The organism is Chamaesiphon polymorphus CCALA 037 (assembly GCF_003003845.1).
GTDB classification, from domain to species: domain Bacteria; phylum Cyanobacteriota; class Cyanobacteriia; order Cyanobacteriales; family Chamaesiphonaceae; genus Chamaesiphon; species Chamaesiphon polymorphus.
Genome location: NZ_PVWO01000022.1, coordinates 1 through 26,359, shown reverse-complemented (window position 1 = coordinate 26,359; position 26,359 = coordinate 1). Strand labels below are relative to the sequence as shown.

26 protein-coding genes and 2 pseudogenes are annotated in these 26,359 nt (G+C 45.3%); 14 read left to right on the top strand and 14 right to left on the bottom strand.

Going from position 1 to position 26,359, the window contains the following annotated elements; translation table 11 throughout:
• The 8 genes from C7B77_RS03285 to C7B77_RS03250 all read right to left on the bottom strand — a co-directional run.
• On the bottom strand, positions 1 to 1,656 hold a 1,656-nt coding region (locus C7B77_RS03285; protein WP_106300288.1), incomplete at its 3' end, for a tetratricopeptide repeat-containing S1 family peptidase.
• A gap of 178 nt (positions 1,657 to 1,834) precedes the next feature.
• A complete protein-coding gene (locus C7B77_RS03280; protein WP_106300286.1) occupies positions 1,835 to 2,902 on the bottom strand; it encodes a leucine-rich repeat domain-containing protein in 1,068 nt (355 codons plus the stop codon).
• Positions 2,903 to 3,188: 286 nt separating this feature from the next.
• The gene (locus tag C7B77_RS03275; protein WP_106300284.1) at positions 3,189 to 3,965 is read right to left on the bottom strand and encodes a tRNA(His) guanylyltransferase Thg1 family protein; all 777 of its coding nucleotides are present in this window, start codon (positions 3,963 to 3,965) and stop codon (positions 3,189 to 3,191) included.
• A complete protein-coding gene (locus C7B77_RS03270; protein WP_106300282.1) occupies positions 3,955 to 4,404 on the bottom strand; it encodes an AAA family ATPase in 450 nt (149 codons plus the stop codon). Before C7B77_RS03270 ends, C7B77_RS03275 begins: the two co-directional genes overlap by 11 nt.
• Before the next feature lie 82 nt (positions 4,405 to 4,486).
• Positions 4,487 to 5,119, bottom strand: a complete 633-nt coding sequence (locus C7B77_RS03265; protein WP_146138163.1) for a hypothetical protein — start codon at positions 5,117 to 5,119, stop codon at positions 4,487 to 4,489.
• Positions 5,120 to 5,357: 238 nt separating this feature from the next.
• Positions 5,358 to 6,158 carry a PD-(D/E)XK nuclease family protein gene (locus tag C7B77_RS03260; protein ID WP_106300278.1) on the bottom strand — a complete coding sequence of 267 codons (801 nt, stop codon included), beginning with the start codon at positions 6,156 to 6,158 and terminating at the stop codon, positions 5,358 to 5,360.
• 11 nt (positions 6,159 to 6,169) lie between these two features.
• Positions 6,170 to 6,382: a leucine-rich repeat domain-containing protein gene (locus C7B77_RS03255; RefSeq protein ID WP_146138162.1), complete on the bottom strand. Its 213-nt coding sequence runs from the start codon at positions 6,380 to 6,382 to the stop codon at positions 6,170 to 6,172.
• A 120-nt stretch (positions 6,383 to 6,502) separates the two neighbouring features.
• On the bottom strand, positions 6,503 to 9,061 hold the full coding sequence (locus C7B77_RS03250; protein WP_106300274.1) for a transglycosylase domain-containing protein: 2,559 nt from the start codon (positions 9,059 to 9,061) through the stop codon (positions 6,503 to 6,505).
• A gap of 261 nt (positions 9,062 to 9,322) precedes the next feature.
• On the opposite strand from C7B77_RS03250, the gene C7B77_RS03245 reads away from it, so the two are divergent.
• Both C7B77_RS03245 and C7B77_RS03240 read left to right on the top strand, forming a co-directional pair.
• Positions 9,323 to 10,558, top strand: coding sequence for a response regulator (locus C7B77_RS03245; RefSeq protein ID WP_106300272.1), 1,236 nt, complete (start codon positions 9,323 to 9,325; stop codon positions 10,556 to 10,558).
• A 124-nt stretch (positions 10,559 to 10,682) separates the two neighbouring features.
• Positions 10,683 to 12,167 carry an Hpt domain-containing protein gene (locus tag C7B77_RS03240; protein ID WP_106300270.1) on the top strand — a complete coding sequence of 495 codons (1,485 nt, stop codon included), beginning with the start codon at positions 10,683 to 10,685 and terminating at the stop codon, positions 12,165 to 12,167.
• Here the strand turns inward: C7B77_RS03240 and C7B77_RS31315 are convergent.
• Positions 12,144 to 12,272: a hypothetical protein gene (locus tag C7B77_RS31315; RefSeq protein ID WP_281261329.1), complete on the bottom strand. Its 129-nt coding sequence runs from the start codon at positions 12,270 to 12,272 to the stop codon at positions 12,144 to 12,146. The genes C7B77_RS03240 and C7B77_RS31315 overlap by 24 nt on opposite strands.
• 142 nt (positions 12,273 to 12,414) lie before the next feature.
• Between C7B77_RS31315 and C7B77_RS03235 the strand changes: the two genes are divergently transcribed.
• The gene (locus tag C7B77_RS03235; protein WP_106300290.1) at positions 12,415 to 14,091 is read left to right on the top strand and encodes an ABC1 kinase family protein; all 1,677 of its coding nucleotides are present in this window, start codon (positions 12,415 to 12,417) and stop codon (positions 14,089 to 14,091) included.
• On the opposite strand, the gene C7B77_RS03230 is transcribed toward C7B77_RS03235, so the two are convergent.
• Positions 14,069 to 15,394: a leucine-rich repeat-containing protein kinase family protein gene (locus C7B77_RS03230; RefSeq protein WP_106300268.1), complete on the bottom strand. Its 1,326-nt coding sequence runs from the start codon at positions 15,392 to 15,394 to the stop codon at positions 14,069 to 14,071. The genes C7B77_RS03235 and C7B77_RS03230 overlap by 23 nt on opposite strands.
• A gap of 154 nt (positions 15,395 to 15,548) precedes the next feature.
• On the opposite strand from C7B77_RS03230, the gene C7B77_RS03225 reads away from it, so the two are divergent.
• From C7B77_RS03225 to C7B77_RS29590, 3 genes are read left to right on the top strand one after another with little or no spacing between them, the layout of a single operon-like run.
• A complete protein-coding gene (locus C7B77_RS03225) occupies positions 15,549 to 15,776 on the top strand; it encodes an addiction module protein (protein ID WP_106300267.1) in 228 nt (75 codons plus the stop codon).
• Positions 15,776 to 16,072 (top strand): type II toxin-antitoxin system RelE/ParE family toxin, encoded by a 297-nt coding sequence (locus C7B77_RS03220; protein ID WP_106300265.1) that lies wholly within the window; start codon positions 15,776 to 15,778, stop codon positions 16,070 to 16,072. Before C7B77_RS03225 ends, C7B77_RS03220 begins: the two co-directional genes overlap by 1 nt.
• Position 16,073: 1 nt before the next feature.
• Complete coding sequence (locus C7B77_RS29590) at positions 16,074 to 16,229, top strand: hypothetical protein (RefSeq protein ID WP_181243692.1); 156 nt, start codon at positions 16,074 to 16,076, stop codon at positions 16,227 to 16,229.
• A gap of 89 nt (positions 16,230 to 16,318) precedes the next feature.
• On the opposite strand, the gene C7B77_RS03215 is transcribed toward C7B77_RS29590, so the two are convergent.
• The 3 genes and pseudogenes from C7B77_RS03215 to C7B77_RS03205 all read right to left on the bottom strand — a co-directional run bounded on the left by C7B77_RS03215 (position 16,319) and on the right by C7B77_RS03205 (position 18,367).
• A complete protein-coding gene (locus C7B77_RS03215; protein WP_106300263.1) occupies positions 16,319 to 16,978 on the bottom strand; it encodes a response regulator in 660 nt (219 codons plus the stop codon).
• Positions 16,979 to 17,029: 51 nt separating this feature from the next.
• Positions 17,030 to 17,179 (bottom strand): annotated as a pseudogene (locus tag C7B77_RS03210) (element excision factor XisI family protein); the annotation flags it as partial.
• 27 nt (positions 17,180 to 17,206) lie between these two features.
• A complete protein-coding gene (locus tag C7B77_RS03205) occupies positions 17,207 to 18,367 on the bottom strand; it encodes a sensor histidine kinase (protein WP_181243691.1) in 1,161 nt (386 codons plus the stop codon).
• A gap of 230 nt (positions 18,368 to 18,597) precedes the next feature.
• Here C7B77_RS03205 and C7B77_RS03200 point away from each other — a divergent pair, with 230 nt between their 5' ends.
• From C7B77_RS03200 to C7B77_RS03190, 4 genes are all read left to right on the top strand, one after another.
• The gene (locus C7B77_RS03200; protein WP_106300257.1) at positions 18,598 to 18,780 is read left to right on the top strand and encodes a hypothetical protein; all 183 of its coding nucleotides are present in this window, start codon (positions 18,598 to 18,600) and stop codon (positions 18,778 to 18,780) included.
• Positions 18,777 to 18,908, top strand: a complete 132-nt coding sequence (locus C7B77_RS31310) for a hypothetical protein (RefSeq protein ID WP_281261328.1) — start codon at positions 18,777 to 18,779, stop codon at positions 18,906 to 18,908. The genes C7B77_RS03200 and C7B77_RS31310 overlap by 4 nt, the downstream gene beginning before the upstream one ends.
• A gap of 190 nt (positions 18,909 to 19,098) precedes the next feature.
• On the top strand, positions 19,099 to 21,207 hold the full coding sequence (locus tag C7B77_RS03195) for a BamA/TamA family outer membrane protein (RefSeq protein WP_106300255.1): 2,109 nt from the start codon (positions 19,099 to 19,101) through the stop codon (positions 21,205 to 21,207).
• A 124-nt stretch (positions 21,208 to 21,331) separates the two neighbouring features.
• Complete coding sequence (locus C7B77_RS03190; RefSeq protein ID WP_181243690.1) at positions 21,332 to 23,437, top strand: prolyl oligopeptidase family serine peptidase; 2,106 nt, start codon at positions 21,332 to 21,334, stop codon at positions 23,435 to 23,437.
• Between the two features lie 81 nt (positions 23,438 to 23,518).
• Here C7B77_RS03190 and C7B77_RS03185 read toward each other — a convergent pair whose 3' ends face one another.
• A complete protein-coding gene (locus tag C7B77_RS03185) occupies positions 23,519 to 23,941 on the bottom strand; it encodes a hypothetical protein (protein WP_106300251.1) in 423 nt (140 codons plus the stop codon).
• Positions 23,942 to 24,290: 349 nt separating this feature from the next.
• Between C7B77_RS03185 and C7B77_RS31630 the strand changes: the two are divergent.
• The 4 genes and pseudogenes from C7B77_RS31630 to C7B77_RS03165 form a co-directional block, all read left to right on the top strand.
• A pseudogene (locus C7B77_RS31630) lies at positions 24,291 to 24,482 on the top strand (Fic family protein); the annotation flags it as partial.
• A gap of 95 nt (positions 24,483 to 24,577) precedes the next feature.
• Positions 24,578 to 25,555, top strand: a complete 978-nt coding sequence (locus tag C7B77_RS03175; protein ID WP_106300249.1) for an ABC transporter ATP-binding protein — start codon at positions 24,578 to 24,580, stop codon at positions 25,553 to 25,555.
• Positions 25,548 to 25,847 (top strand): hypothetical protein, encoded by a 300-nt coding sequence (locus C7B77_RS03170; RefSeq protein ID WP_106300247.1) that lies wholly within the window; start codon positions 25,548 to 25,550, stop codon positions 25,845 to 25,847. Before C7B77_RS03175 ends, C7B77_RS03170 begins: the two co-directional genes overlap by 8 nt.
• Positions 25,848 to 25,964: 117 nt before the next feature.
• Positions 25,965 to 26,336 carry a hypothetical protein gene (locus tag C7B77_RS03165; protein WP_106300245.1) on the top strand — a complete coding sequence of 124 codons (372 nt, stop codon included), beginning with the start codon at positions 25,965 to 25,967 and terminating at the stop codon, positions 26,334 to 26,336.
• The last annotated feature ends 23 nt before the right edge of the window (positions 26,337 to 26,359 follow it).

Below are 26,359 nucleotides of genomic sequence, written 5' to 3'. Positions count from 1 at the left end.
GTATAATTCGATCGACTTTCGATAATCGGCGATCGCGCCCGCCCGATCTTTCAAATCTAACTTAGCCTCGGCGCGATCGGCTAAATAGTAGCCCTGGTTGGGATTGAGCCGCACCAGTCCATCCAAAGCATTGACAATTCCCCGATAATCTTTGAGTTGCTGATAAATCTTCAACTGCTCGCTGTAGGCTTCAGTTTCATTGGGATTGATTTTTAACATACTGGCATAGTCTTTAAGTGCCAGCGTCCACTCTTTGCGATCCTGATAAATTGCGGCTCGGTATGAATAAGCGCGCAGATTATTTGGGCTAATTTGAGTGATTTTGGTGTAATCGGAGATCGCACCAGTGATATCGCCTGTAGCTTTACGAAAATTCGCCCGACTATCGTAAGCACTGATATTATCGGGAGCGATCCTAATTACCTGCGAAAAATCTTCGATCGCGCCAGGGAAATTATTGAGCTGCACCCTTACCCCCGCGCGATTTTGATAAGGCAACGTATTCTGCGGATCGGCGGCAATCATTTTGGTGTAAGCGGCTTGCGCACCTGGTAAATCGCCCTGTACTTGCGCTATGAGTGCCCGCAGCAAGTAAGCTTGAATATATTTGGGATCGAGCGCGATCGTGCGATCGAAGTCTGCCGCAGCCCCTTTAAAGTCTTGGTTGGCATATAAGATATTGCCGCGCAGATAATAAGCACTGGCATTCTTAGTATCTAACTCGATCGCTTTATTTAAATCTGCCAAAACTTGGGGGCGATCGCCTAACATTTGATGGACATTCGATCGCATATAATACGCCGATGCCTTTTTGGGATTTGCCGCGATCGATCGATTTAATTCGGCTAACGCGCCCTGATAATCGCCTGTCTGCAATTTGACAGTCGCACTCACCAACGCATCGCCACCGAGATCGGTGATTTTATTATTAGCAGTAGCCACCTCCATTTTCACCCCAGTCTGAGTAGCCAATGGCACGAATACACTTGCCAAAATGCCCAGATTAAAGCCAGTTTTTACTCTCACATCAGGATTTATTGTCGAAGCTGTGGTACTTTTTTCGACATCGCCGCGTCCGTGAATGGCAATCAATTCGCCCTGGTCGTTTAAGACACTACCGCCGCTCATTCCTGGTAAAGTTAAGTTGGTATATACCAACCCATAACCATTTTGCAACGGTTGCTTGCTACTCGCCGTCACCCGCCCTTCGGTAAAATTAAACAATGGTTTGCTAATCGTCTGAGTAGTCAGGGGAAACCCACCCACATACACTGTCGAACCTTCAGCGATCGCATTAGCCTGTCTAACTTTGACAGTGCGATAAGCTTGAGTGCTCACAAATGACACCAACGCCAAGTCAGCACCAGGTAGGATTTTAATTTTCGATCGATCGATCCCATACTTACGTCCGTCGGGTGCAACCAGTTGATATTGCTGCTCGTCGCGCACCACATGAGCGGCGGTAAGTACGGTGTATCCCTGCGAATTTTTAGCTACTAATACGCCAGATCCGACTGAGTTTGGCGTCTTAATTTCGACAGTTACCGCCTTTGCTACTTGTGCGACTTGGCTGGCGGATAAGCCCCAAGCAGGTGCATTAGCTGTCAAAATTATACCCGCGATCGACAATCCCAGTAGTTTCCAATATTTATCCATATCAAGTTAGGTCGGGGATTTTGGTAAGTTGTTATCTAACATTAATCTGTTCGATCGAAAAAACAAGCAATCTTCAGCTTGTTTTTAAAAACTACCATTATCGTTGGCGTAGCCTCTCCTGTGGAGAATCGAGAGATCCCGAAACCTTGGCTATCGATCGGTGGAAGTTTGACTTATTTTAAGTTTGAATGGCAAATTCGTCAGGATGAATGCCATGATTTATCCAAGTAATTGCAGCTTCGGCACTCGTCATCTCTGGCGGTACTCTGAGGATATGAATGTGCCCAGTCGATGGACAGGTCATTTTTAGTAATACCATCGGTTCAGTACCAATAGCTTTTCCATATACACTATATATTGTTTCGATACTATCGATTTTTAGCAATGTATACTCTCTCCAATTATCTAGCTCAACAGCAGCGATTTCTTTGTGTATTTTTTCATATCCTAGTTCCTCGATTAATAACCGCCTAATCTCAACATTCTCCTCGTCTAATAGCCACTCAGATTTCCACTCACTCAAGTTAGTCCAATAGCGACGTGGGAGATCTACATTTAGAAATAAGACATGACTTAAGCTGGAAATAGATTGTAAAATTGATAAATCTGTGAAGGGATTATTATTGAGGTCTATTGCCTTTAAATATTTAAGATGTGTAATACTGTTGGGGAGATCGATTAAGCTATTATCATCTAAATTGAGTTCTTCCAAGCTTAATAGAGAGGTAATTACTTCTGGAAAAATATTTAATCGGTTATTACGTAAAGATAATACGGTTAAATTAGAAAGATTACCAATATTACTAGGCAGCTCAGTTAATTGATTGTTATCGAGGTATAAGCAACCTAATTTATAGAGATTGCCAAAGCTCTCTGGTAGAACACTAAGCTGATTATTGTCTAGCAGTATCCAAGTTAAGCTGGAAAGATTACCGATGCCATCTGGTAAAGTATTTAATTGATTATTGTGCAAGTCTAAGGAAGTTAGATTTGAAAGAGATCCAATATTGCTTGGCAATATATTGAGCTGATTATTAGATACATCTAAGCCAGTCAACTCATATAAATCTCCTATGCTCTCTGGTAGAGTATTTAGTCGATTATACCTTAAATCTAAGTAAGTTATATGTGAAAGATTTTTGATACTATCTGGTAGGATATTCAGTTGATGATGACTCAACTTTAACTGTTCCCATTGATGCGATCTAGCTTGCTCGATCTTTCGTTCTAATTCTGCTTGTTCCATTGCTAAATCGTAGATGTATGTTGGAGAGCCTCAGTGCTGTATTTATCCTACCCACACTTATCGATCGGGATATCTGTTACTATCGATCGAATACTCCCTCCATGCTAGAAATCACCTATACCCTCTGCGCTCTCTGCGCCTCTGCGGTTAAAATCTTTTGAGATCCTAGTGGCGGAGGGTGGGTTTTGTTCGGGATCTAAAGTAATATCGACATTAAATTGCATAAACCCACCCCTACAGATCTAGAAAAAGATATGATGACGCATTTTGTGTATCATCTTCTCGATTAACTCCTCAAAGGTTGAATTGACTCGACCAAATTGCGAATAAATTCACTATATTTATCCTGCATTGGTAATTCTAAATCTACCTTAATTCTTTGCCGCTCGGTAAATACTTGCTGGTTAGCGATCGGATTGAAACCTTCTTTCATATATGTTTCCCAATAACATCCGACGCCGCGCTTTTGCCATAATGGTAAATCGTTGAAATTAATGCCATTTTGGAACAATAGTTCGTTTTTTTCGGATTTTAACAGATGTTCGATTTGGCTGTTGGCAGATCTCCCGCTTTTACCTTGTTTGCGTAGCATCCAATAGCAGTGAGCATTCAATGCATTGCGATGAGCGTCTTCATTGCGCCAGCGAAAATAATCGACGACTAGCTCGATATTTGGTAACTGTGAGATCCGACAATCGAAGGCGGCTACCGTACCTAGTAGCGTCGAAAGTTTGGCACTAGCTTCGCCAGCTAATACCGAGTTGAGTTTGCGTAATTTGCGATCGAATGTCACGTCTTCTGGATGCAATAGCAGCGAAATTTCATCGCTCTCGGTGTAGCCATATACCACCTTAAAGCCAGACTGCATTAAGTGTTGGAGGGTAGCAACCATCGCATCGCGAAACACGGGATCGAAGGGTGCTTCAAATTTACATATCTCCTTTGTCAGGCGTGTAAAACCGCGTCCATCGACTCTGGCTACCATAAAGATCCCCGGTAGCACATAGAGATCGTTGGTGGTTTCAAACACCCGCATTTTCGTATCTAGTTCGTCAAACTTCATCTTGCCACGGCTCCACTGCAAATTGCAGCTCCGGTAATAATTTTACGTAATATAGTTCGTCAAAACCTTCATTATAACTCGGCAATTCCAATCTTTTGGCCGTTCCGGCAATTCCTTTGGCGGGAATCTGTTGCGCGACTGGACGTTGGCTATTTCGCTCGATTGCATCCCGCACGCGCGATTCAAAATAATAGCCGATAATCTTAAATTTATGTTGTTTGGCTGGCTCGATATATCGCTGTCTGTCGAGTTTGCTTGGATTGGTATTGTCGATAACGAGTGATTGTTGGATTTCTAAACATGTCTCTAACATCCGCTGTTCGCGATGTCTGGTTTTGAGCATATCTAGATTAATCCGGACGTGAGTCAATCCAAATTTGTAATGATAAAAAGTGGACTTGCCACAAGCTTGAATACCGATAAATACGATCGCTTGCATCAGTTATGTAATTAATAATTGATAATTGATAATTGATAACTACCTCTTCTTGAATGATGTTAGCTCGTGTGAAAATTGCCGTTTATTTAAATCGGGTTAATAGATCGACTACTGGTGTATTTAACCAACTATTGCTCTTTTCCTTCTGAAAATTTCGCAAAAAAGCTCCATAGGTTCTGAGTTTAATTGGTGAATTTTTATTGATATCGCGCTTGCGTTCTTGTTTTTTACGATTGTGAAAAAATTCTGTATCTTGACCGATAATTAGCAAGCCATGAATTCGATCGGGGTTAACTTCTTCAGCTAATTGATTATTCACTATAATTGAGGCTAAATTACTGGTACAATAATTCAATCGATCGAATGCAGATTTTGCTGAAGATGTAAGTTGCATTTCTTCATCCCAAGTCTGCTCTTGAGGGCCAGCAAAGACAACCGCATACCAACTAATACCTTTATCTTCGTGATAACATGCACAAATATAATCGGGGCGATTATCTGGATTTGAAATCAAATTAGTCGGCAATAAATAAATTTCGTCATACCTAATATAGGCATTGATAAAGTAAGCACATAAAGAAATATTTAGGTCGAACAATCCTTTGATTTCGCTACTTTTACTATTATTGCTAACTTTATTGACTAATTTAGCAATCTCTTGACGATCGATCCGATTGGGATCGACTTGAAATGGTTGAAGGTACTGAAGAGACATAAATAAACCAGTTGACAATTACTAATTGACACCTGTCGATCGCGATTATTAGTTATAGTACCCAAATATCGAGGGGTTATTGAGGTGTTGGGTGTGACAGCGGGTGGAGGGTAGTTGGGAGTTGGGAGAGAGTAGAGGGTAGTGGATAGTGGATAGTGGATAGTGAATAGTGGATAGTGAATTCTTGGATGCAACTGTCTCCCCATCCCCCCAACTCCCAACTCCCAACTCCTAACTCCTAACTCCCTACTGCATACGCACAATAATAGTTAAAGGCGCAAGCGCGACAGTGAGTGCCAGGATGGGGTGGAAATAAGCGATCGAAGCAATCGGGATCTAGTTGGTATTCTTGGAGTTGCTGTTGGTGTAACTTGGCAATTTGGGCTAATTTACGCGCGATTTCCATTAATCGATCGGGTGTGGCGGTGACTAGTTCGGAGCTAGTCATGGTTTCTAGATTATAAAAATAAGCTACCGCCTCACAATCGGGGTACAAATAGCTACAGGCTAACAGATATACATCCGCTTGCCGGAAATCGGGATCGGCAAGTCCAGTTTTGAAGTCGATAATCTGAATTTGGCGAGGACTCGATCGAATAATACAGTCAAAGGCTGCAAGTAGTTGAAACCCTTCGCCTCCAACTTCAATCTCGATCGGCGATGGAATTGGCTCGTCACCACGGTTGAGGAGGATAATATCGCGAGCGAGCAACCACGGATCGGCCTGATATTGCCGCAGAATCTGCATCACTCGATCGCGCACGGTGGCGATTTCGTAATACAAATACAATCGATCGGCAACCCGCTCGCAGCCGCGTGGGTGCTTCAGCAATAATGGCTGTTGATGAAATTCATATATTCCGGCTTGGGCTAATTTGCCGACTTTTTGCCAAATTGTCTCGGTAAATGCTGGTTTGGACGCTCGATCGCGAGTTAGGGTTTGAATCGATCGCCATCCCCGTTGCATCTGACAATGTGTATCTTCCCAACCTAGCGCAGGCTCAAACTGCGACCATAGATGATAGCTAGCAAAGTCCATTCAGATAATACTCAAAACGAACAAATATTTTCCGGTACGAGAGGACAAGGCTGCTTGGCAAAAGAATTTCCCTCAAGATCGAGGTTAACTAGGTTACTCAATCGAGCTAATGGTTTAATATTACCGATCCGATTTTTACGAAGACCGAGAAACGTTAATTTATCCAATCCAGCTAATGGCTCGATCTCGACTATTTGATTTTCACTAAGACTTAAAAAAGTCAAATTAATCAATCCAGCTAGGGGTCGAACATCAGTAATTTGATAGATAATTTGATGCCTAAGGGAGTACTGTCAGTAGTATTCCCGATAAAATTCTCAAAATTACATACCGAGCGGCTGCAATTATTCACCACTAGAGCGGCGGCGACGGCGGCGACGTGGTGTTTCTTCCGAATTGCTAGTATTAGTAGTAGTGGTGCTAGTATTGCTAGTGCTAGCTTCCTCCAAACGGCGACGGCGACGACGACGGGGAGTTTCTTCAGAACTAGAGGTAGTAGTAGTATTAGTATTGCTATTATTATTTGCCTCCAAACGGCGACGGCGACGACGACGGGGAGTTTCTTCAGAATTAGTTCTGTTATCATCATCTACGCGTTCGCCATCTTTGGGCATGGGGAGATCGCGCCGATAGCGAGGCTTGATGGGGTCGAGTTTGAGTTCTGGTTTGCGTCCGCCCAGATTGTCGGGACGAGCGGGGAAGTCTTGGGAGGGGAAATCTTTGACGGCAACTTTCATAAACCGCGACCAGGCGTAGGCAGCAGTACTACTAGCATTACCTGTCGGGCGGTTGTTATCGTTACCCAGCCAGACGCCAGTGACTAATTGGGGCACAAAGCCGATGAACCACAGATCGCGTTCTTTATCGGTAGTTCCGGTTTTACCCGCTACTGGGCGACCGATTTGGGCGGAGGTAGCCGTTCCTTCATTGACGACTCCCCGCATCATCCAGGTCATAATTGCATTAGTATCGGGTTCAAAGACTTTGGTGGGTTGGGGTTTGTTTTGATAGATGACTTCGCCTTTTTGGTTGACGACTCTGGTAATGCCATGGACGGGGTTGTGAACCCCTTTAGCCGCAAAGGTAGAGTAAGCACCAGTTATCTCTAGCAAGTTGACTTCCAAGCCACCCAACGCTAGGGAATAAAAAGGTTCGAGTTTGGATTCGATGCCCATTTTTTTGGCATTATCGATGACGGGTTCCCAGCCAGTATCGAGCAGGATTTTGATGGCGATGATGTTGACTGAATTAATCAGCGCATCGTGCATCGTGATGTAGCCTTTGAATTTTTTACCCGCGTTTTTGGGCTTATAACCATCGACGACAAATGGCCCATCGAGGTAGGATTTATTCGGACTGATGCCGCCAGCGATCGCGGTTGCATAGACGATCGGTTTAAAGGTCGATCCGGGTTGGCGTTTGGCTTGGGTGACGCGGTTGAATTGGTGGGTTTCAAAGTCGGTACCGCCGACCATCGATCGAATCCCACCCGTGCGGGGATCGATACTCACCATGGCAGCTTGTCCGAAGGAGCCGCGATTGTTACGGACTGTGGAGTTGACGATTTCTTCGGCTTTGTTTTGCCACTCTGGATTGAGAGTGGTTTCGACAGTCAAGCCGCCTGCTTTGATGGCTTTGGCAGAGATGAATTTGGGTAGTTCTTGCTCGATATATTTAGTAAAGTATCGGGCTTCTTGGAGTTCGCGTTTGATCGGGCTGCGTTTGGTCTTGAGTGGCTCGGCTTTGGCGGCTCTGGCTTCGGCGGCGGTGATGAATTTAGCTTCCAACATCCGATCGAGCACCAGGTTGCGGCGTTGCTCGGCAAATTTGGGATTGACAAATGGGGAATATTTATTGGGTGCTGGCGGCATGGCGGCCAGGGTAGCCATTTCGGCGAGTGTCAGTTGGTCTACGGTTTTACTAAAATAGACCCAAGCTGAATCGGCGACGCCATAAGTACCTTCTCCCAAATACACCAGGTTGAGGTAGCGTTCGAGAATTTGGTCTTTGGTGAGTCCGTCGGTCAATCTCTGGGCGATGCGGATTTCGCGGAGTTTGCGCCAGAAACTGCGCTCTTGGTTGAGATAGACCATTCGCGCCAACTGTTGGTTGATACTACTGGCTCCTTCAACTAAGTTTTTGGAGGTAACGTTTTGCACCATGGCGCGGGTGACGCCTTTATAATCTACGCCGTCGTGTTCGTAAAAGCGACGATCTTCGATCGCGACGAAGGCTTTTTTGAGTTTTTCGGGGATTTGCCAAATTTTGAGTGTCTCGCGGGTGGCATTACCCGTTTGCAGCAGAATACTCCCGTCGAGACCTTTGATGGTAATTGTCCCCGGACGCACGTAGCTGAGGGCATCGGCGGGGGCGTACTGGCTGACACTACGATCGACAAATAGCCACGCGCCACCCAAAGCTAGCATTCCTACTCCCAGAGTAGATCCAGCCCAAAACAGACGGTTTTTGTGCAGGGGTTTTGGCCCTTTAAATGGTTTGGCGACAACAGTACCAACTCGCCCCACCGTCGTGCCGATTGCGGTTGCAGTCGTACCCACCGCAGTTGCGGTTTTACCTACTGCTTTGACTAGTTTTTTCGCTTTGCGCTGGGCTGGGGACGCAACCTTGCGATCGGTGGGTGCGGCGGAAGCCAAAGTCGAATTCGCTCGATCCTCGTCTGCGGTTGGTGAGTGGCTGGCATTGATGGGATATAAATTGTTGGCAATCTCTCTAGTCTTGTTGTTGACACCAAGCGATCCAGCATCCGGATCGATCGAGGATACCCGAGAACGATCGAAATCATTAGTACCAGCTAATTGTTGACGATCGTCACGAGGTTTTTCTGCCCCAGCCAGCGGCAATTTAGCGGATAGTCCCTTTAACCTGGCGAATAAGTTCAACACATCAACTCCTAATGTAAATCTGGCAGTCGTAAATACTAGAGCGATAGCGGTTGCCGTTCGAGATCGCTAATGTTAATTGAGCATGATAGCGTACTGAGCGATTCCTCGGGAATACTAATGAAGACTCTTGAGATCGATCTTCACAATTATACTAGACATCCTAATTGTTAAATACACAAATGGTCTGGGGTGTAGAGACTTTCGACTAGTACGAATGCCGATCTGAGTTTACTGCATTGACTATCCCATTTTCTGGCCTAAATGAACAACGATCTTCACTATTTGACTGCGGCTGACCCACAACGGAATGCGATCGGGAGATTTCAATATCTAAGTTGGGGCGAATTTACTGGTGCTGTGGATATTACGGTGGCGTCGGGCCAAGCATGGGAAGTCGTCTTCTACCAGGGGCAAATTGCTTGGATCGTCGATCGTACCCAAACCAATCGCATTTGGCAGCGGCTGCTGCGCGCTGAGGTTGGCTACGAGCATGTCGGACTCGACTTATTATTTCAGGCGGCCAATCATCAGCCTTGGCCGGGATTCGAGCAAGGACGCGAAGTTTGCTGGCAATACCAAGGCGCGCTCTCCCTAATGATGTTAGCCGAAATTAAAACTTCGGAACTGACAAATATTTTGACGATCGCCGCGCGAGAGACGATTTTTGACTTATTGCAGTACAGTCAAGGCCAAAAGTTACAGTTTCGATCGCAGTCTGAAATTTTTATCGAGCGACCGCCAATTACAATTAATACCGAAGAAGTTATCGCTCAAGCCGAAATTATGTGGCAAGAGTGGCACACCCAGAAATTAGGAAATATTTCCCCCAATAAAACTCCCGTCATCAGACATCCCGTCCAACTATATCGCCAAACGACACCAATTATTTATCAAAATTTGGTGCAGGTAATTACGGGCAAACGGACGCTCCGAGAAATTGCGATCGAAATCGATGAGGATTTGTTATTACTGACGCGATCGCTGACTCGCTATATTCAGACTGGCATCATCGAACTAATCGACCTACCCGATCTCAAATCGCCCTTGCCGATTAATAAATTTTTACCAGAGCGACAGATCGTCCGGACACCATCGCCACCGCCCAAACCAGTCCAATCTAAACTAGTAATTTGTATCGACGATAACCCGCGAGTTTGTGAAAGTATGAGAGCGATCGTTACCGATGCTGGTTACCGATTTATCGCCATTCAAGATGCAACTCAAGCTTTACCGAGATTGTTAGAAAATAAGCCAGATCTGATTTTTTTAGATTTAATTATGCCGAAAATTAATGGTTATGAAATTTGCGGTCAAATTCGCCGAATTTCAGCTTTAGCCAACACGCCAATCGTGATTTTGACAGGTAAAGATGGCTTACTCGATCGCGTGCGCTCCAAGGTCGTCGGCGCATCGGAATTCACCTGCAAACCAATCACCGAATATGCAATCCTCTCCTCACTAGATAAATATATCGGCACCACAGCATCAAAAAACTAATTCCAATCCAAATACCCGCTCGCAAATTAAATTCCCAATATTTACATTTGCATCTTGTCGAACATTTATTATAACCGCCGATCGCTAATTATCAATTATCAATTATCAATTATCAATTACCGTCATGAATGACTCTCACATCCAAGCACAGGCTTACAGCTATTTTTTAGCCGAGGCACCAGAATTACTCCACGTTATCGAGCAAGAAATTCTCACTTTACCGAGCGAACACACTACAGCTAAAGTCCATAACCTCATGCGGGCGTTACATACGCTTAAAGGTGCCGCAGCCAATGTCGGATTGACGACGATCGAACGGATCGCGCACAATTTTGAGGACGTAGCACGAGTTTTTTACGATTTAGAGATAGAGATCGATGTATCGATTCAAACCTTACTTTTAGATGGCTATTCTGGCTTACATGAATGTTTGACCGCCCATATTACCACTGGAGAAAGTCGAGAAATTGACGAAAGCGCGATCGTCGATCGAATGACAGCAACGATCGAACAATTAAAAGAAAAATTAGGCGATTGGAGTGAAACTGAGATTGCCCTACCGACAGCGATCGAATTAGGCTTTGATATTGTGGCGTCAATTTTTGAAACGACAATTCAAGAACAAATTGACGAAGTTGTCACGGCTATTGCCACTCACGATGCCGATCTGATTACCCAGTGTCTTCACAGCGTTGCCGATATTTGTATTAGTTTGGCAGAATCTTTTGAACTACCTGGTTTCTTGGCTCTCAACAAGGCAATTGTGGCGGCAATTGCCAATCATCCCGAGCGGGTGAGTGATATTGCACTGCTGGCTCTAATCGATCTCCAGCAAGCTCAAAGTGACGTCCTTGCAGGCGATCGTACTGTCGGCGGGACTATTTCTCCGGCTCTTAACAAACTCGCTCAAAGCGGAATCTCATCAGGCGATCTCACTGTCAGCGATCCCGTCGCCCCCGTTCTCGACAAACTAGCTGAAAATAGCGAAATCTGGGCAGATCTCCCTCAAGCCGACTTCTCGATCGAAACTGAAGTTATCGACCCTAGAGAAGCCGAATTGAAAGGATTCCAAGCATTTTTGATAAGCGACAGATTCCGCAAACGCAATCAATTTAGTACCGACAATCAACATTTATTCGATCGGATCGTTCGCTTGTGCTGGGATTGGTTTCGACATGAGATCCAACCACTGCCGACTCAGTTAAACCTAGAAATATTAGTCATGACTGAAGGGTTAGCCGATTTAGATTATATCCACCACTGGATCGGTTTATTGTTAAAAGCCTTAAGTCCATCGAGCGATCGAGATAGTCTTTATCTCTATCGTCAGTGTTGTATCTATCAAGTCGTATTTGCTGTAGCAAAATATCTAGCTGGTACCGAACCACACCCACAATTGACCCCAGAATTTTTGACCGAGTTGCGATTGGCTCTGCAAACTACGGTGAATACATACAAACAAGGCTCGCCAGTTACCGCCAACGAACGCGGCTGGATCGATCGCATCATTCTTCCCCACCATTGGGTGAAGAATTCCGAGCCAAATCCTAGCGAAGATTTACTCTTAACCGAAATCTGGGGTCAACTAGATTTTGGTAAAAATCATTAGGATGATATTGAGCTGCTGAGGAAAAATCGATCGATTGCCAATACCTGCTTTTTGGCGATCGCGGTGCCGATCGCCATACCCGCTCAAACCGAGATCTAGATACAATAGTTGTTAGTAACTATTTTCGCAAATTGCTCGATCGGGCGGACTTTCCAGAATGCCACTAGAGGCGAGGGAGCGATTTCAGATAGATACTGTTGAGATTGTCTCAGATCGAACAATTGATATTCGCGGGATTTATTCGCTCATGCAAGCTCTTACCAAGATCGATAGTTCTCGCCAGCGGGAGATATTAGAAATCCTGTTGCACCATGGCTGGGACTTCATGCGCCAAATCCTGACTATCGGCAAAGCCGTAGGTGGAGATGCGGCGGCGGAGAATCGAGTCGATGTCCCACCGCCAGAAATCCTCCGCAGTATTTTGGTCGATTTGGGGCCTGTCTATGTCAAGCTTGGACAATTGCTCAGTACCCGTCCGGATCTGTTGCCGCTAGAATATATTGAAGCTCTGAGCGAACTTCAATCGAATGTCCCGCCGATCGATTGGCGCGAGATCGAAACGATTTTAATCGAACAACTTTCCCAACCACCGTCAGAAATTTTCAGTCAGATCGATATCGTCCCTGTCGCCGCTGGCTCGATCGCTCAAACCCATCGCGCTATTCTCAAAGATGGCCGAATTGTCGCCATTAAAGTTCAGCGTCCGGGGATCGATCGGTTGGTGACTAGGGATATTGCCATGATTAAGCAGATCGCCAAGCTGCTCTCTGGTACTGACTTTGGCAAACGCTACGATCTGGTTGCCCTTGCTGCCGAATTTAGTACCGCCCTCCAATCCGAACTAGATTTCACCCAAGAAGCGCGCTATACCGAGGCACTCCGCCAAAATCTACTGGCGGGTAAGTGGTTCGACACCGCCAAAATTATGGTGCCAGAGATCGATCGGCGGTTATCGACTCAGAAAGTCCTGGTGCTGCAATGGTTGGATGGCGTCCCCATTCTGGCGGCGCGGCTGACGGGTAAAAATCATGGCGGCGATATTCAACAAGAGCGACAAGCACTCACAGTCCTATGTTTCCGCGCCTTTTTCCAGCAATATCTCGTCGATGGCTTGTTCCACGCCGATCCGCATCCTGGTAACCTGTTCTACCTCGACGATGGGCGAGTCGCCGTCCTCGATTGTGGCATGATGGGGAGACTCGATCCTCGCACTCAGTCCGCTCTAGTCGAAATGATTCTGGCGATCGTCAATGGCGATGCCCAACGTTGCGCCCAAATTACCCTGCAACTCGCCGAACCGATGGGCGAACTCAATCTCTCGCGCCTGGAATGGGATTACGATCGGCTGCTGCACAAGTATAACAATATCAGTTTGCAGAATATGAATGCCAGCGAAGCATTCGCCGAAATCCTGCAAGCCGCGCGCCGCAACAACCTGCGCTGGCCGAGTAATATCGGTCTATTTGCCAAATCCTTAGCCAATTTAGAGGGCGTCGGACGCCAATTCAACCCCGAAGTCAATTTATTTGAAGAAGTCCGTCCGCTGATGAATGACATGTTCCAGCGGCAACTTTTTGGCGACGATCCGCTGCAATCGCTACTCAGAACGGGTTTAGAATTAAAAAATCTTTCGCTTCAATCGCCGCGCCAATTAGGATTTTTACTCGATCGATTTAGCTCCGAAACTTTAAAACTAAATATTACAATTCAGAGTTTAGATGGCATCCAAAATAGTATCGATGATGCTGCCAATCGGCGATCTTTTAGTACGGTAGTCGGCTCGCTGATCGTCGGAGCTGCGATCGTTTCGGCAAATGCTCAAACTCCACAATTACAACTGCTCAGTAATGTGTTGTTTGGTGCGGCGAGTATTCTCGGTCTATGGTTGATTGTCAAAATTATTAGATCTGGAAATCTGCTTTGATTTCTGCTAATATGCGATCGATCTCGCTAAATAATGGCCTCTTGGCAGGAATTGGCTGCAAACAATCTTGCCGTAACTCATCCAATTTCAACTTTGCCAGATTATCATCTAGTAATTGACAGCGATCGAGTAAATCTTCTAAGAGACAGCCAAACGCTCTAACTTCCAATCTTTCTAATGCTAAACTAGCAATCGGATCGTTACGATCGTAGCTAGAAGCCGCTCCAAAGTCTCCTAACAATGTATGAAGATCGGTTCCATTTACCAGAATATTGTGAGCGTATAAATCGCCGTGCATGATGCCCTGAGCGTGAAGATGAGCCGCCGCAGCACAGATCCCGATCGCGATTTGCAAAATTGCTGCTACCGAAAAAGATGTCCCCGCAGCATAGGTATCTCTGGTACAAGTATCCAAACTCGGAGGGTTGCCCAGATTGCCATAATCGGGAGGAATTAATGATAAGATTAGCCCCGATCGATTGTCAGGACAATCGCTAATTTTACCCAATGCACCAACCAAATGCGGATGTCCGCCAGCAGCCAGACAAGCATTCATTTCATCCGCTGGCGTACCGTCACTAGTTATCGCCCCCTTAAAAATCTTGATGGCGACATCAGTTGGTGGCTGTGCTGGAGGTTGCCACACGCCTTGAGAAATAACCCCCGAAGCACCTTCACCCAAAGTATCTGAGAGAGTCAAATCTGCCCACGGAATGATGGGTACAGTTGGCGACAGATTTGCAACACAACACGGATTGCCCGCATAAGCCAACCACGACAGCCGAGGCAAAGTAAATAACCAGCTTGGCAAAGATTCCAGGCGATTTGCAGCTAGTCTAATCAGTTCTAAATTATGACAAGCCGCCATTTCATCTGGTAGCGATCGCAATTGATTTCCGGCGAGCATTAATTTTTGCAAGCGTTGGAGTTTCCCGATCGAATTTGGCAGCCGTTCTAATTTATTGTCCGTCAGAATCAACCACCTCAAATTGAGAGGCAATCTATTTTCGTCCACGATCTTAATTTTGTTAGATTTGAATCCCAGCATCGATAAATTGGGACAATCTGCCACTACATTAGGGATTTCCTCAAAATTATTGTTACTCATAAAAATAACTTTGAGCTGGTGTAGCCGACCTAAATCGTCAGGTAAAGACCGTAAGTTATTATCGGATAGATTCAATATTTCTAGAGAATCTGCTAAATCGAAAATCTCGATCGGGAATTCTGTCAGATCGGCAGCTAAATCTAGCCGTTTTATTCCCTGTAATTGACCGGAGCGTAGTAAGTCGATCGTTTCCATATATTACCAATCTATACATCTACGAACAGCGATCGAAAAATTTCGACTCAGAACCCCGTAGCGATTGTAGCAAGTTTTGGGTAAGTCGAAGTTGGATATTGACAATTGGTGTCTTACGTTAAACTAGTAATGATGTCAGCTATGAAATAGTTTTATGTTGTCTGCCGAACAACTCACACAAGCAGCCTTATCATTACCCAGTGCCTCTAGAGCAAAACTTGCCGAAGAACTAGTACAAAGCTTAGAATTTGACGTCGATCCAGCCATCCAGACAACTTGGACGAATACAGCCAAGCAACGCCGCGATGAGATTCGCAATGGTACCGTCCAAGCAATTAATGGACAGGATGCTCTAGATCGAGTCAGACAGCTCTTGGAATAATGAAATATGTTTTTCATCCAGCCGCTCTTTCCGAATACGCAGCAGCGGTTCAGTATTATGCCGAAAATCGGACTCAATTGGCACAAGCATTTATTGATGCAGTAGAAAACACCATCTATCGAATTCGCGAATCACCCACCAGCTATCAGACTATCGATGAAGATGTCCGTCGGTGTATGACTCGAAAATTTCCATATGGCATCCTGTACACAGTCGAAGAAGATGAAATTCTTATCTTAGCCGTCATGCACTGTAGCCGCGAACCAAACTACTGGAAAAACCGCAAACCGATCTGAGATGTTTAGTCTGCCGTCGCATGTCATTCAAGCATTACAAGAAGCTGAGTTAATCCAGAAATACCATCGACTCTGGGATCTAGCTGCGATCGATGCTATCCCGATCGAGCTTTTACAGCTACTGACATTGAATAATCAAATCTCGATCGCCATCTAATTAGAGACATTGCAAGTCAAAAAATCCTCTGATAGTTAACAATCGATCTGCAAGATCGATGTTATGTTTAATTTTAATGCCGAGCCGATCTATATTTGCGTGAATGAATCTGTGAGATTTTGAGATACCCAGAGCGCGATTTGTAATCTGTCGCGTAAATTCAAACAGGTGAGAATATTCGTGACGTAATTTTTGACAGTTCCTTCTGTCAAATGTAAATCTTTGGCAATTTCTCGATTGCTTTTACCTTTGCCAATCTGTTTGAGAATTTCAATTTCGCTGTGGTTGAATTGTTCTAAAATAGCTAATGTAGGTGATGGTGTTGTCGATCGTTCGGGAATGCGTGCGAATACTTTGAGCGCGATCGCCGGATCTAATTGTCCGAAACCGCGATCGAGACTGCGAATAGTCGTTGCTAATTGTTGGGATGGTGTACTTTTAAGGATATAACCCAACGCGCCATTTTGGAGCGATTGACAGATATATTCGTCTTCATCAAATGTCGTCAATACCATGATTCTAATCCACGGAAATCGCTGATGAATGACTTTTGTGGCTTCAACGCCATTACAGATCGGCATCCGTACATCCATCAAAATTACGTCAGGATGAAGAGTTTCAGCTAATAAAATAGCCTCTTCGCCATTGCCAGCTTCGCCGACAATTTCAATATCTGGTTCGAGGTTAATTAGTGCTGCCAATCCTTGTCTAAAAATAACTAAGTCGTCAACTAAAAGTAAGCGAATCATGAGTTGGTCGATCGTTGATAATTGATAAGAGCAGCGATACCGAATCTGTAACTAAGCTACTCCATATCCTGTATGAGGACGTTTGTAAGGTGGATGCAATCCTAAAATAATATCTGACTTCGGTACGCCCATTTCTACTAATTCTAATGCGAGATCGATATCGGTTGTATTCTGTTGAATCCAAATTCGATTTTCTTTAATATAGCCTACCGGAGGTAATCGACAATTTTAGCTGGAGGCAGGTACGAATATTTTAATTTGCGTACCTCGTCCGACTTCAGTATCGAGGTTGAATTCTCCACCCAAACATTGTACGCGTTCTTTCATATTTCTTAAGCCAAATCCTGCGTGAGGTCGATCTAAGTCGAATCCTTTGCCATTATCGCAGATCTCCAAAAGCGTACCGCGATTGACGATCGTACTCTCGATTGTAACTCGATTTGCTTGGGCGTGTTTCTGAATATTTGTCAGCGATTCTTGGACGATACAGTAAAGCTGATAACTCGACTGGAGCGACAACTGCGGAAAGCTAACATCGACATGTACCTCAAATGGCAGGTTTTGCTCCGCTAGCGCGAAGATCGCTTCTGTCAGGTCAAAATTAGAACGCTTCATCGTACCTAAGGCTTGACGGACGTTATCGAGGGCTTGGGAGCTAAGTTTTTTCGCAAGATCGATCGATTGTTGCGCTCTTTCTGGCTCGGTGGCTTGCAATCTTTGGGCGAGTTCGATTTGGACGTCTAATGAAGTGAGCGAATGTCCTAAGGTATCATGAATATCGCGAGCGATCCGATTGCGTTCTAGATCTACAGCAAGCGTTTCTACTTGTTGAGTGAGTCGTTCGGCTTTTTGACGAGATTTTTGTTCTTCTGTCCAAATAGTACCTAGTAGCAAAACAAAAATACAACTACCAAAATAGCTAGCAATATAACCCACGATCAGTCGGGGTGGATTGAGATATAAGCTGAGATCGCTTTGTTGCATTCGCTCGATAATATTAGCGATGCGACTGGAATAGCTAGCACTACTTACCGTCCAAAAAATAATCGCGATCGTAATGATTTCTTTGCGGGGTAAGAAGAAACATCCTTTTAATAAAAAAGTGGCGTAGAGACTATAACTAGTAAATTCATGGTAATCGGCAATAACGACAGTTAGGATTGCCAAGATGATATAAATCCGTCTTTGCCAAAGCGGACGATCGACAGGAAAAATTATAATAAATGGCATAAATGCCATCACAAATAAAATTGTCTGTTCGATCGCAAACGGCGATCTTTGCAAATGTGGATTGGCAAAGATCGCCCAAATACTAGAAGCTAATGCAAATAGCTCGATGACAAGCAGCGATCGCCGCATATTTAGTGAAACTGGCGGTAAACGGTTCATCAGCTTTGGCCTAGTCTTGCTTGGAAGATAATAGAGCGATCTGTATTCCAATTTTAGTTCGAGCCATGGATCTAACGGTATGACCAAGGTCATATTTTGTATGACCTTGGTGAATATTCAGCTTGCAGAAACTGAGTTATCCTCTACTAAATGTGCTGTCATGTGACAATTGTCCGGCAAAAGCTCTCACCCGTACTAGTATTTACAAGATTTCTTCAAGAGGTTGCGGTATGAAACTTTATCTAGCCTATTTATTGCTAATAACTGGTTCGCTGTGGATGACATTGCCGACAGTAGTTATTGCCAAGCCCAATCCGACAAGTGTCAAGCCAACAGTTCCCACGGCAAGAATCGCGCCAGTCGCCGCGTTAGAGCGATTGATTCTCGCGCCAAAATTAGAAGCTAGCCTGTGACAGTTAATTTTAAACCAGATGGCTCGATCGAAAATTTTAGGATGGGTTGTCCCGTCACCAGCTCGACAACTGTAAGTCAAGCACCTCAAAATCTTCAGAAGTTATTAGTTAATTGTTCCGATCGCTAATTATTACTATTACGCTCCTGTTGCCCTCACCCCGCCATCACCTGCGGTTCTGGCTCCCCTCTCCCAAATTTGGGAGAGGGGTTGTGGGTGAGGGCAATATTAGCAAAAAAGTAGGGTGGGCATTGCCCACTATCCAGATCTAAGACATTACATACATTCTCAATATTATTAATCTATTTTTATCAAAATCATGCGCTGGAAATTATTTTTATTAGTTACGATCGCTACCATCAGTCAAATTTCAAATCCCACGATCGCACATGCTGAATTCGATCGAATGGAGAAACTAATTGCCGATCGCAACTTAGCTAATTTAACCCTGAGTCGCAATCGCCTCGATCCAACTAAAGACATCCCCAGCGCAACAGAGCTTGTTGCCAAATCGAAACGCAAATTGCGATCGCCTGCTAAACGTCAGCAACCTCAACCTATTAATATTCCCGCAAAACCACCCAGCGCACAGACGCCAACACCCACGAATCCCGAACCACAAGTCATCGTCGCCGATATCGTCGTTACCACAGAGCAAGGCGGACTAGAACCAGCCTTAGCCACCAAAGTTCGCCAAGTACTGACGATTAAAATCGGCCAACCCGTCACGCGCAGCCAATTAGAGCAAAACCTTAATGCCGTCAAGGCTTTAGGCGACTTTGCCACCGTCCAGATCGTGCCCGAAGATACCGCCAAAGGCGTGATAATGAACTTTTTGGTCAAACCCTACGGCACACTCGCTCAGGTGCAGCTTAGAACCCTGCCAGCCACTAGTAGTAGCATTCTCAATCCAGCCGCGATCGAGGAAATATTTAAGCCGCAATATGGCAAAAGATTGAATGCGATCGAGTTCAAAACTGCGATCGACAAATTAAACCAACTCTATCAAACCCAAGGCTACAATCTCGCCCAAGTCGTCGATATCGAAGAACTCAATCCTGATGGCAAACTAACCGTAGTCGTTGCCGAAGGATCGATCGAAGATGTAAGAGTCCGCTTTCTCAATAAAAAAGGTGAAGCTGAAGACGCACAGAAAAAACCTTTTACAGGACAAACTCGACCCTTTATCATCACCCGCGAAGCTGAGTCCAAATCGGGCAAAATCTTCAATCGCAACACCGTCGAGCGAGATCTGCGCCGGATCTATGGCTTGGGTTTATTCGACGACGTGCGCGTCTCCTTTGCGCCAGGTAGCGATCCGGCCAAAGTCGTCCTCCAGTATGATGTCATCGAACGCGGCAAAAACTTCTCGATCGTGCCAAATGCTGGCTATAGCTCCGTTAATGGCTTTTTTGCCAGCCTGAACTACAATCAGCTCAATGTCGGCGGCAATGCTCAAACATTGAGCGCGAACGCTCAAACAGGTACCACGGGTTTGTTAGGCGAAATAAACTTCACCGACCCCTGGATTGCCACAGATTCCCACCGCACATCCTATACCGTCAATGCCTTCGCCCGTCGATCGACATCCTTCGTCTTTAGCGGTGGTAAAACACCCCTATCCGTACCGGGAACTACCAGCGATACCCCCACAATTCTCCGCACTGGCGGCGGAATTACCTTCAACCGTCCCCTCGATGGCGATCCTTACAATAACAGTGCTTGGCGCGGTTCCCTGGGGGTGCAGTATCAACGCGTTTCTATCCGCGACGTCAATGGTGGATCGATCGTGCCTAAAGATTCTGGTGGTAACGATCTGAGCTTCAGCAAAACCGGACAAGACGATTTGTTGATGTTGCAACTGGGAGTAACTAAAGATGCTCGCGATAATTTTAGCGATCCGACGCAAGGCTCATTGCTTAAACTGGGACTAGACCAATCTGTACCAGTAGGACTCGGCAACATTACCATGACCAGAGCCAGAGCGAGTTTCACTCAATACGTCCCCGTCAAATTGATAAATCTTGCACCTGGAAGTCAATCGCTGCTATTTAACGTGCAAGGTGGAACGATCTTCGGCGATTTGCCACCTTACGAAGCATTTAGTCTCGGCGGTACGTCAGGCGTGCGCGGGTATGAAGATGGCGATGTCGGTTCGGGACGCAGCTACCTTCAAGCTACCGCCGAATATCGATTCCCAATCGTCTCCTTCTTCGGTTTGGGGATCTTTGCCGACTACGGTACCGATCTCGGGACGGGTAGCAGCGTTCCTGGCAATCCCGCAGGCGCACGGAGCAAACCAGGGAGTGGATTTGGCTATGGTGCTGGTGTAAGGTTTCAATCGCCGATCGGCCCGTTACGTCTCGATTATGCCATCAACGATCTCAAGGAAACGCGGATTCAATTCGGATTGGGAGAGAGATTTTAAATAATATGAGTGACAGGATCTGCTCCGCTTAACACCGCCGTGGGGTTAGAAACCCCCGCTAATGTTGCAAAGTCCGCCTGCGCGGACTGGATTTTCTAATTCGATCGACTTTAGGAAGCTAAATATGACTGAAATAAACAACCAACCCATTGCACCCATCCAACCAGTTATCGATAACTACTTTGGCACAGATGTAGTCGATAACTATCGCTACATGGAAGACTTTAACGATCCGACAGTACAGGAGTGGGTAAAAGCGCAAGCTGACTATACGATCGAGACTCTATCACAACTACCTGGGCGTAAAGCTTTTTTCGATCGCCTCAAGGAATTGGATGATTCGGTTCCCGCGAAGGTGTCCAGCATCATGCAGCTTGCTAACGGCAACATCTTTTACTACAAGCAAGCGGCGCAAGATGATGTGGAAAAACTTTTCATGCGATCGAGCATAGATGGCCTAGAGATGCTGTTAGTCGATCCTGACAGGTTTCGACAGGAGACTGGCAAGACACATGCCATTAATGAATTTACACCCTCCTGGGATGGCAAATATTTAGTCTACATGGTCTCAGCCAGTGGATCGGAAGATGCTTCGCTCCATGTAATGAGTACGGAAACATTACAAGATGTCGATCGACCGATTTCACGGATGGTTCCCCAGCCTGTTGCTTGGTTGCCAGACAACCAGTCATTTTTCTATCACCGTCTGCAAGAAGTGAAGGAAGGCATGGCGGCTACGGAGAAATACCTGCATAGTCAAGTCTATTGGCATAAGTTGGGTACGGATCTAGAACAAGACAAACTCTCGCTGGGATCTCAAGCAACACCCTCCGTAAATGTGCCACCGATGACGTGGCCATTTATCTTCACCTTACCAAATTCTAATTATACGATCGCACTCATTGGCTACGGTACACAAACAGAAATCGACCTGTATGTTTCAACAGTTGATTTACTCAGTCAAAATACACCAGAGTGGACAAAGATCTGTGATGTTGTCGATAAAGTCATACATTTTTCGGTACATGGAGAAGATATATATTTACTAACATCCAAGAATGCTGCTCATTTTAAGATTATCAAAACATTATTAGTTAAACCCGATCTAGCTACTGCTCAAACGGTGTTAGCAGAGAGTGATTCGATCGTCAGAGATATTTTTGCAGCTAATGATGCGCTATATGCGATCGTTACAGAAAATGGGATCGGCAAAGTAATTCGGATTACTTATGATGGCAAAATCCAGCACCTCAAATTACCATCTGACGGCACAGTCAATTTCCTGAAAAACGATCCTCTTGCAGATGGAATTCTCATCAGTCTCACAACTTGGACAAAATGCGATCGCTATTATGAATATAATCCAAACACCGATTTATTCACCAAGTTAGGATTGCAGCCTGAAGGTAAATATGATGCTCCCAGTGATTTAGTTGCGACAGAAGTAACGGTAAAATCTCATGATGGCATGATGATACCACTGTCAATTATTCACAAAGAAGGGACGATCCTAGATGGTTCAAATCCATGTCTGTTGATTGGCTATGGTGCTTACGGTCTTTCATTCGACCCCTTCTATCGACAGACTCAATATGCTTGGTACGAACGAGGAGGTATATTTGCGATCGCTCATGTGCGCGGTGGCGGCGAGAATGGTGAGGAGTGGTATCGCGCTGGATTTCAACAAACTAAACCAAATACCTGGAAAGATTTTATCGCCTGTGCCGAATATCTGATTGAGGAAAAATACACTTCACCAGCCAAACTAGCAGGTCAAGGTGCGAGTGCTGGCGGCATCTTAATCGGTAGAGCGATTACCGAACGTCCCGATCTATTTGCCGTGGCCATTCCTCGCGTCGGCTGTCTCAATCAAGTCCGACTGGAAACAACACCAAATGGGGTGAATAATACTCCTGAGTTTGGCAGTTGTGAGACTGAAGCAGGTTTTGATGCTCTCTATGCAATGGATTCATTTTTACACGTTCGCGATGGGGTTAATTATCCAGCGATGTTAATTACACATGGTATGACAGATCCGCGTGTCGAGCCGTGGCAATCAGCCAAGTTTGCCGCCAGAGTTCAAGCTGCATCGGCTAGTGGTAAACCCGTGTTGCTGCGGATGGATTATGAAGCAGGGCACGGCATTGGTTCGACAAAAACCCAGATAATTCAGGAACGCGCCGATATTTTCGCTTTTATGATGTGGCAATTTGAGCTGGATAATTGCTAATGCTGTCGATCGATTTAATAGGACGGAGTTTAAATTTCAGCACCTTTAAACCCAATTCTCAATTCTCAATTCTCAATTATTTTAATGATGAGGTATCATCAAAATAGCTGCTAGGAGTGTTAGAGAACAACACATTGACAACAATGTCAACCCCGTCAAAATAACGATAGTTTTCTTATTACTTTTGACAATCCTTTGTAATTGCTCGATCGCTTGCTCGTGTTCGGCAAGTACATTAGTCTGCCTCACACACGCATCTGATAGTTTTTCGAGTAGATCGATACATCTTTCAGTGCGGGATTCTATACCTTCATCTAACTTCGATACTGCTTGATGAACGATCGAGATCATCTCCATTAGTTCATCCCTCATCGGGTTAGAGCTAGACCTCCGATTTTTCTCGCTCGATACCTCGTAGTCAGGATCTTTTTGACTCGATTGTAAGTATTCTCTAAGTTTATCTGCTGATATTTTGAACTCGTCTTGCGGTGAATTGTCTTCCATGTTGATTTTTTAGAACTAAAGCTTGCCACCTTTACATAATCCCCGCCGCCATCAGCCCACCTTAGTAAAATCGATAATGCACTAAAGTGGGCACTGTCTTAATTCATGTGTAATCTGTTTATACATAATTGTACCTACTTAGCTTGGCTCTTGGCGATCGAAGTCAGAAATGTTTGGCTCGATCTCTCCCAACACCAATCCTCAGCTCATCTGACCGATCTTGGCTAAGTTTTAACAACCGCTCAACAGCTCGATCGCCGATGTCAAGCATCTCTAAGTTAGTTAATCGGACATAATCGGACATAATTGGCTACAATCGGTTCGGTAATCGGATAAGGTAGTCACTCTAATGACAAACATTGACATTCCGATCGGGCAAGAACTGCTGTTACTCATTGTCGAAATCGACGAGTTTAAAGGCAAATGGCGGGCACTCAACACCTTAGCACCAGACCGATTGGCAGCCCTCTGCAAGATTGCCACGATCGAGAGTGTCGGTTCTTCCGCGCGGAAAGAGGACTATTATCTCGCGCTACGCCAGACTCAAGGCACTATCGGCTCGGATCGATCGCCTAACTGGGAACCTTGGTTACTCTTCTTCCTTCGTGTTCTCCAAGGTCTAATCGATCGAACATAATGACATCACCCGATCTAATTATTTCTACTCAAAACCTGACCAAAACCTATGGCAAACGGCAGATTGTCAGCAATTTGAATTTAGCAGTACCGAGAGGTTCGATTTGTGGTTTTCTCGGCTCTAATGGCGCGGGTAAAAGTACCACGATTAAGCTCTTGCTGGGGCTGGTACAGCCGACGAGTGGTGTTGGGACTGTTTTTGGTAAAAATATCGTTACCGATAGTCTAGCGATTCGCGATCGAGTGGGTTTCTTGGCTCAATCGCCGAGTTTTTATGGCTATTTGACAGCACGAGAAACGCTCCAATTTGTGGCTTCCTTCTTCTTTACTGGCTCCAAAACGGCAATTGCGGCACGAATTGAGGAATTAATCGAATTGGTGGGTTTGAGTGGTAAAGCCGATCGACCCGTGAAGGGTTTTTCTGGTGGCGAGAAGCAAAGATTGGGCATCGCGCAAGCGGCAATTAACGATCCAGAATTAATTATTCTCGACGAGCCAGCCTCCGCGCTCGATCCGTTGGGGCGGCGGGATGTATTGAAGATTCTCGAAAGTTTTCGCGGACGAAGTACGGTGTTTTATTCTACTCACATTCTCGACGACGTGCAGCGGGTGAGCGACAGGGTAGTCATTCTCGAACGCGGAAAATTAGTCGCCCAAGGCTCGATCGAGGAACTATTATCGGGCGATTTGAGTTTATTTTATCTGACGGTGCGCGGCGATGGTTCGATCGTCAAAGAGCGATTATTATCGATACCTTGGGTCGAAAAGATCGAGGTAGAAGCTGGCATCCCTGACTTAAAAAATAGGCGCACGACTAAACTCCAAATTCATGTCACCGACTCTCACACCGCCGAAACCGAATTACTGAAATTGGCGATCGCCGACACGGAAACGATCGTCACCCAATTTGAACGATCGGCTCATAATCTCGAAGATATTTTTGTCAATTTAGTCGGCGGAGGCACTAAATATGAATGAACGAGATTTGGGACTCCAGCGCGTGTCTCCTAGTTGGTATCGCGGTTTTGATGCCATTTATCGCAAAGAGCTAGCCGCATGGTTTGGCACTCATCGCTGGATAAACCAATCGATTATTTGGATGGCACTCACTTTGACTCCCGCGCTGATGGTTCCCGCAGCTACTCACGATCGCGGTGTGGCAGTTTTAACACTATTTCTGTGGTCTGGTAGTAATATGATGTCGATCGGGACGGTGATTCTGACTCAAGGCGCGATCGTCGAAGAAAAGCTCACTCAGACTCTGATGTAGATTTTTTCTAAACCGTTATCGCCTGCGGGTTTCGTTCTGGGAAAATTTGCGGCTTATGCCATATTTATCGGCGCGATCGTCATTGGTGCGCCGTCGATTTTTGTCTATATTTATGCCGTGTTTACTGGGTTGCCAGCCAGTATCTCGATTGGTAACTATTTCATCGGGGTATTGATGGTTTATTTAGTAGTGCTATTCGTGTTGGCACTAACTATTTTATTGGGAGTATTATTCGATCGAATCGCCGCAGTAACAGCACTGGCATTGACGATCTTTTTTAGCGGATCGAGTATACAATCCAACTCCCAAATTCGCTGGCTCGAACCATATACCGTCTGGGCACTCCAACACAATTCCTACGAAACAATGACTGGGAAGTTTCCGAGTACGGGTTGGTTGGCAATAAGTAGCGCGATTATCTCGATCGCTGTAATTTTGACGATCGCCATTATCTGGATGCAGCGATCGGATCTAGGGGATAGGGGATAGGGAATAGGGGATAGGGGATAGGG

Bases quoted from the DNA above. Each gene is read 5' to 3' on its own strand.
- C7B77_RS03280 (WP_106300286.1), bottom strand. From the start codon at position 2,902: ATGGAACAAGCAGAATTAGAACGAAAGATCGAGCAAGCTAGATCGCAT.
- C7B77_RS03275 (WP_106300284.1), bottom strand. From the start codon at position 3,965: ATGAAGTTTGACGAACTAGATACGAAAATGCGGGTGTTTGAAACCACC.
- C7B77_RS03270 (WP_106300282.1), bottom strand. From the start codon at position 4,404: ATGCAAGCGATCGTATTTATCGGTATTCAAGCTTGTGGCAAGTCCACT.
- C7B77_RS03265 (WP_146138163.1), bottom strand. From the start codon at position 5,119: ATGTCTCTTCAGTACCTTCAACCATTTCAAGTCGATCCCAATCGGATC.
- C7B77_RS03260 (WP_106300278.1), bottom strand. From the start codon at position 6,158: ATGGACTTTGCTAGCTATCATCTATGGTCGCAGTTTGAGCCTGCGCTA.
- C7B77_RS03245 (WP_106300272.1), top strand. From the start codon at position 9,323: ATGAACAACGATCTTCACTATTTGACTGCGGCTGACCCACAACGGAAT.
- C7B77_RS03240 (WP_106300270.1), top strand. From the start codon at position 10,683: ATGAATGACTCTCACATCCAAGCACAGGCTTACAGCTATTTTTTAGCC.
- C7B77_RS03235 (WP_106300290.1), top strand. From the start codon at position 12,415: ATGCAAGCTCTTACCAAGATCGATAGTTCTCGCCAGCGGGAGATATTA.
- C7B77_RS03230 (WP_106300268.1), bottom strand. From the start codon at position 15,394: ATGGAAACGATCGACTTACTACGCTCCGGTCAATTACAGGGAATAAAA.
- C7B77_RS03225 (WP_106300267.1), top strand. From the start codon at position 15,549: ATGTTGTCTGCCGAACAACTCACACAAGCAGCCTTATCATTACCCAGT.
- C7B77_RS03220 (WP_106300265.1), top strand. From the start codon at position 15,776: ATGAAATATGTTTTTCATCCAGCCGCTCTTTCCGAATACGCAGCAGCG.
- C7B77_RS29590 (WP_181243692.1), top strand. From the start codon at position 16,074: ATGTTTAGTCTGCCGTCGCATGTCATTCAAGCATTACAAGAAGCTGAG.
- C7B77_RS03215 (WP_106300263.1), bottom strand. From the start codon at position 16,978: ATGATTCGCTTACTTTTAGTTGACGACTTAGTTATTTTTAGACAAGGA.
- C7B77_RS03205 (WP_181243691.1), bottom strand. From the start codon at position 18,367: ATGAACCGTTTACCGCCAGTTTCACTAAATATGCGGCGATCGCTGCTT.
- C7B77_RS03200 (WP_106300257.1), top strand. From the start codon at position 18,598: ATGAAACTTTATCTAGCCTATTTATTGCTAATAACTGGTTCGCTGTGG.
- C7B77_RS03195 (WP_106300255.1), top strand. From the start codon at position 19,099: ATGCGCTGGAAATTATTTTTATTAGTTACGATCGCTACCATCAGTCAA.
- C7B77_RS03190 (WP_181243690.1), top strand. From the start codon at position 21,332: ATGACTGAAATAAACAACCAACCCATTGCACCCATCCAACCAGTTATC.
- C7B77_RS03185 (WP_106300251.1), bottom strand. From the start codon at position 23,941: ATGGAAGACAATTCACCGCAAGACGAGTTCAAAATATCAGCAGATAAA.
- C7B77_RS03175 (WP_106300249.1), top strand. From the start codon at position 24,578: ATGACATCACCCGATCTAATTATTTCTACTCAAAACCTGACCAAAACC.
- C7B77_RS03170 (WP_106300247.1), top strand. From the start codon at position 25,548: ATGAATGAACGAGATTTGGGACTCCAGCGCGTGTCTCCTAGTTGGTAT.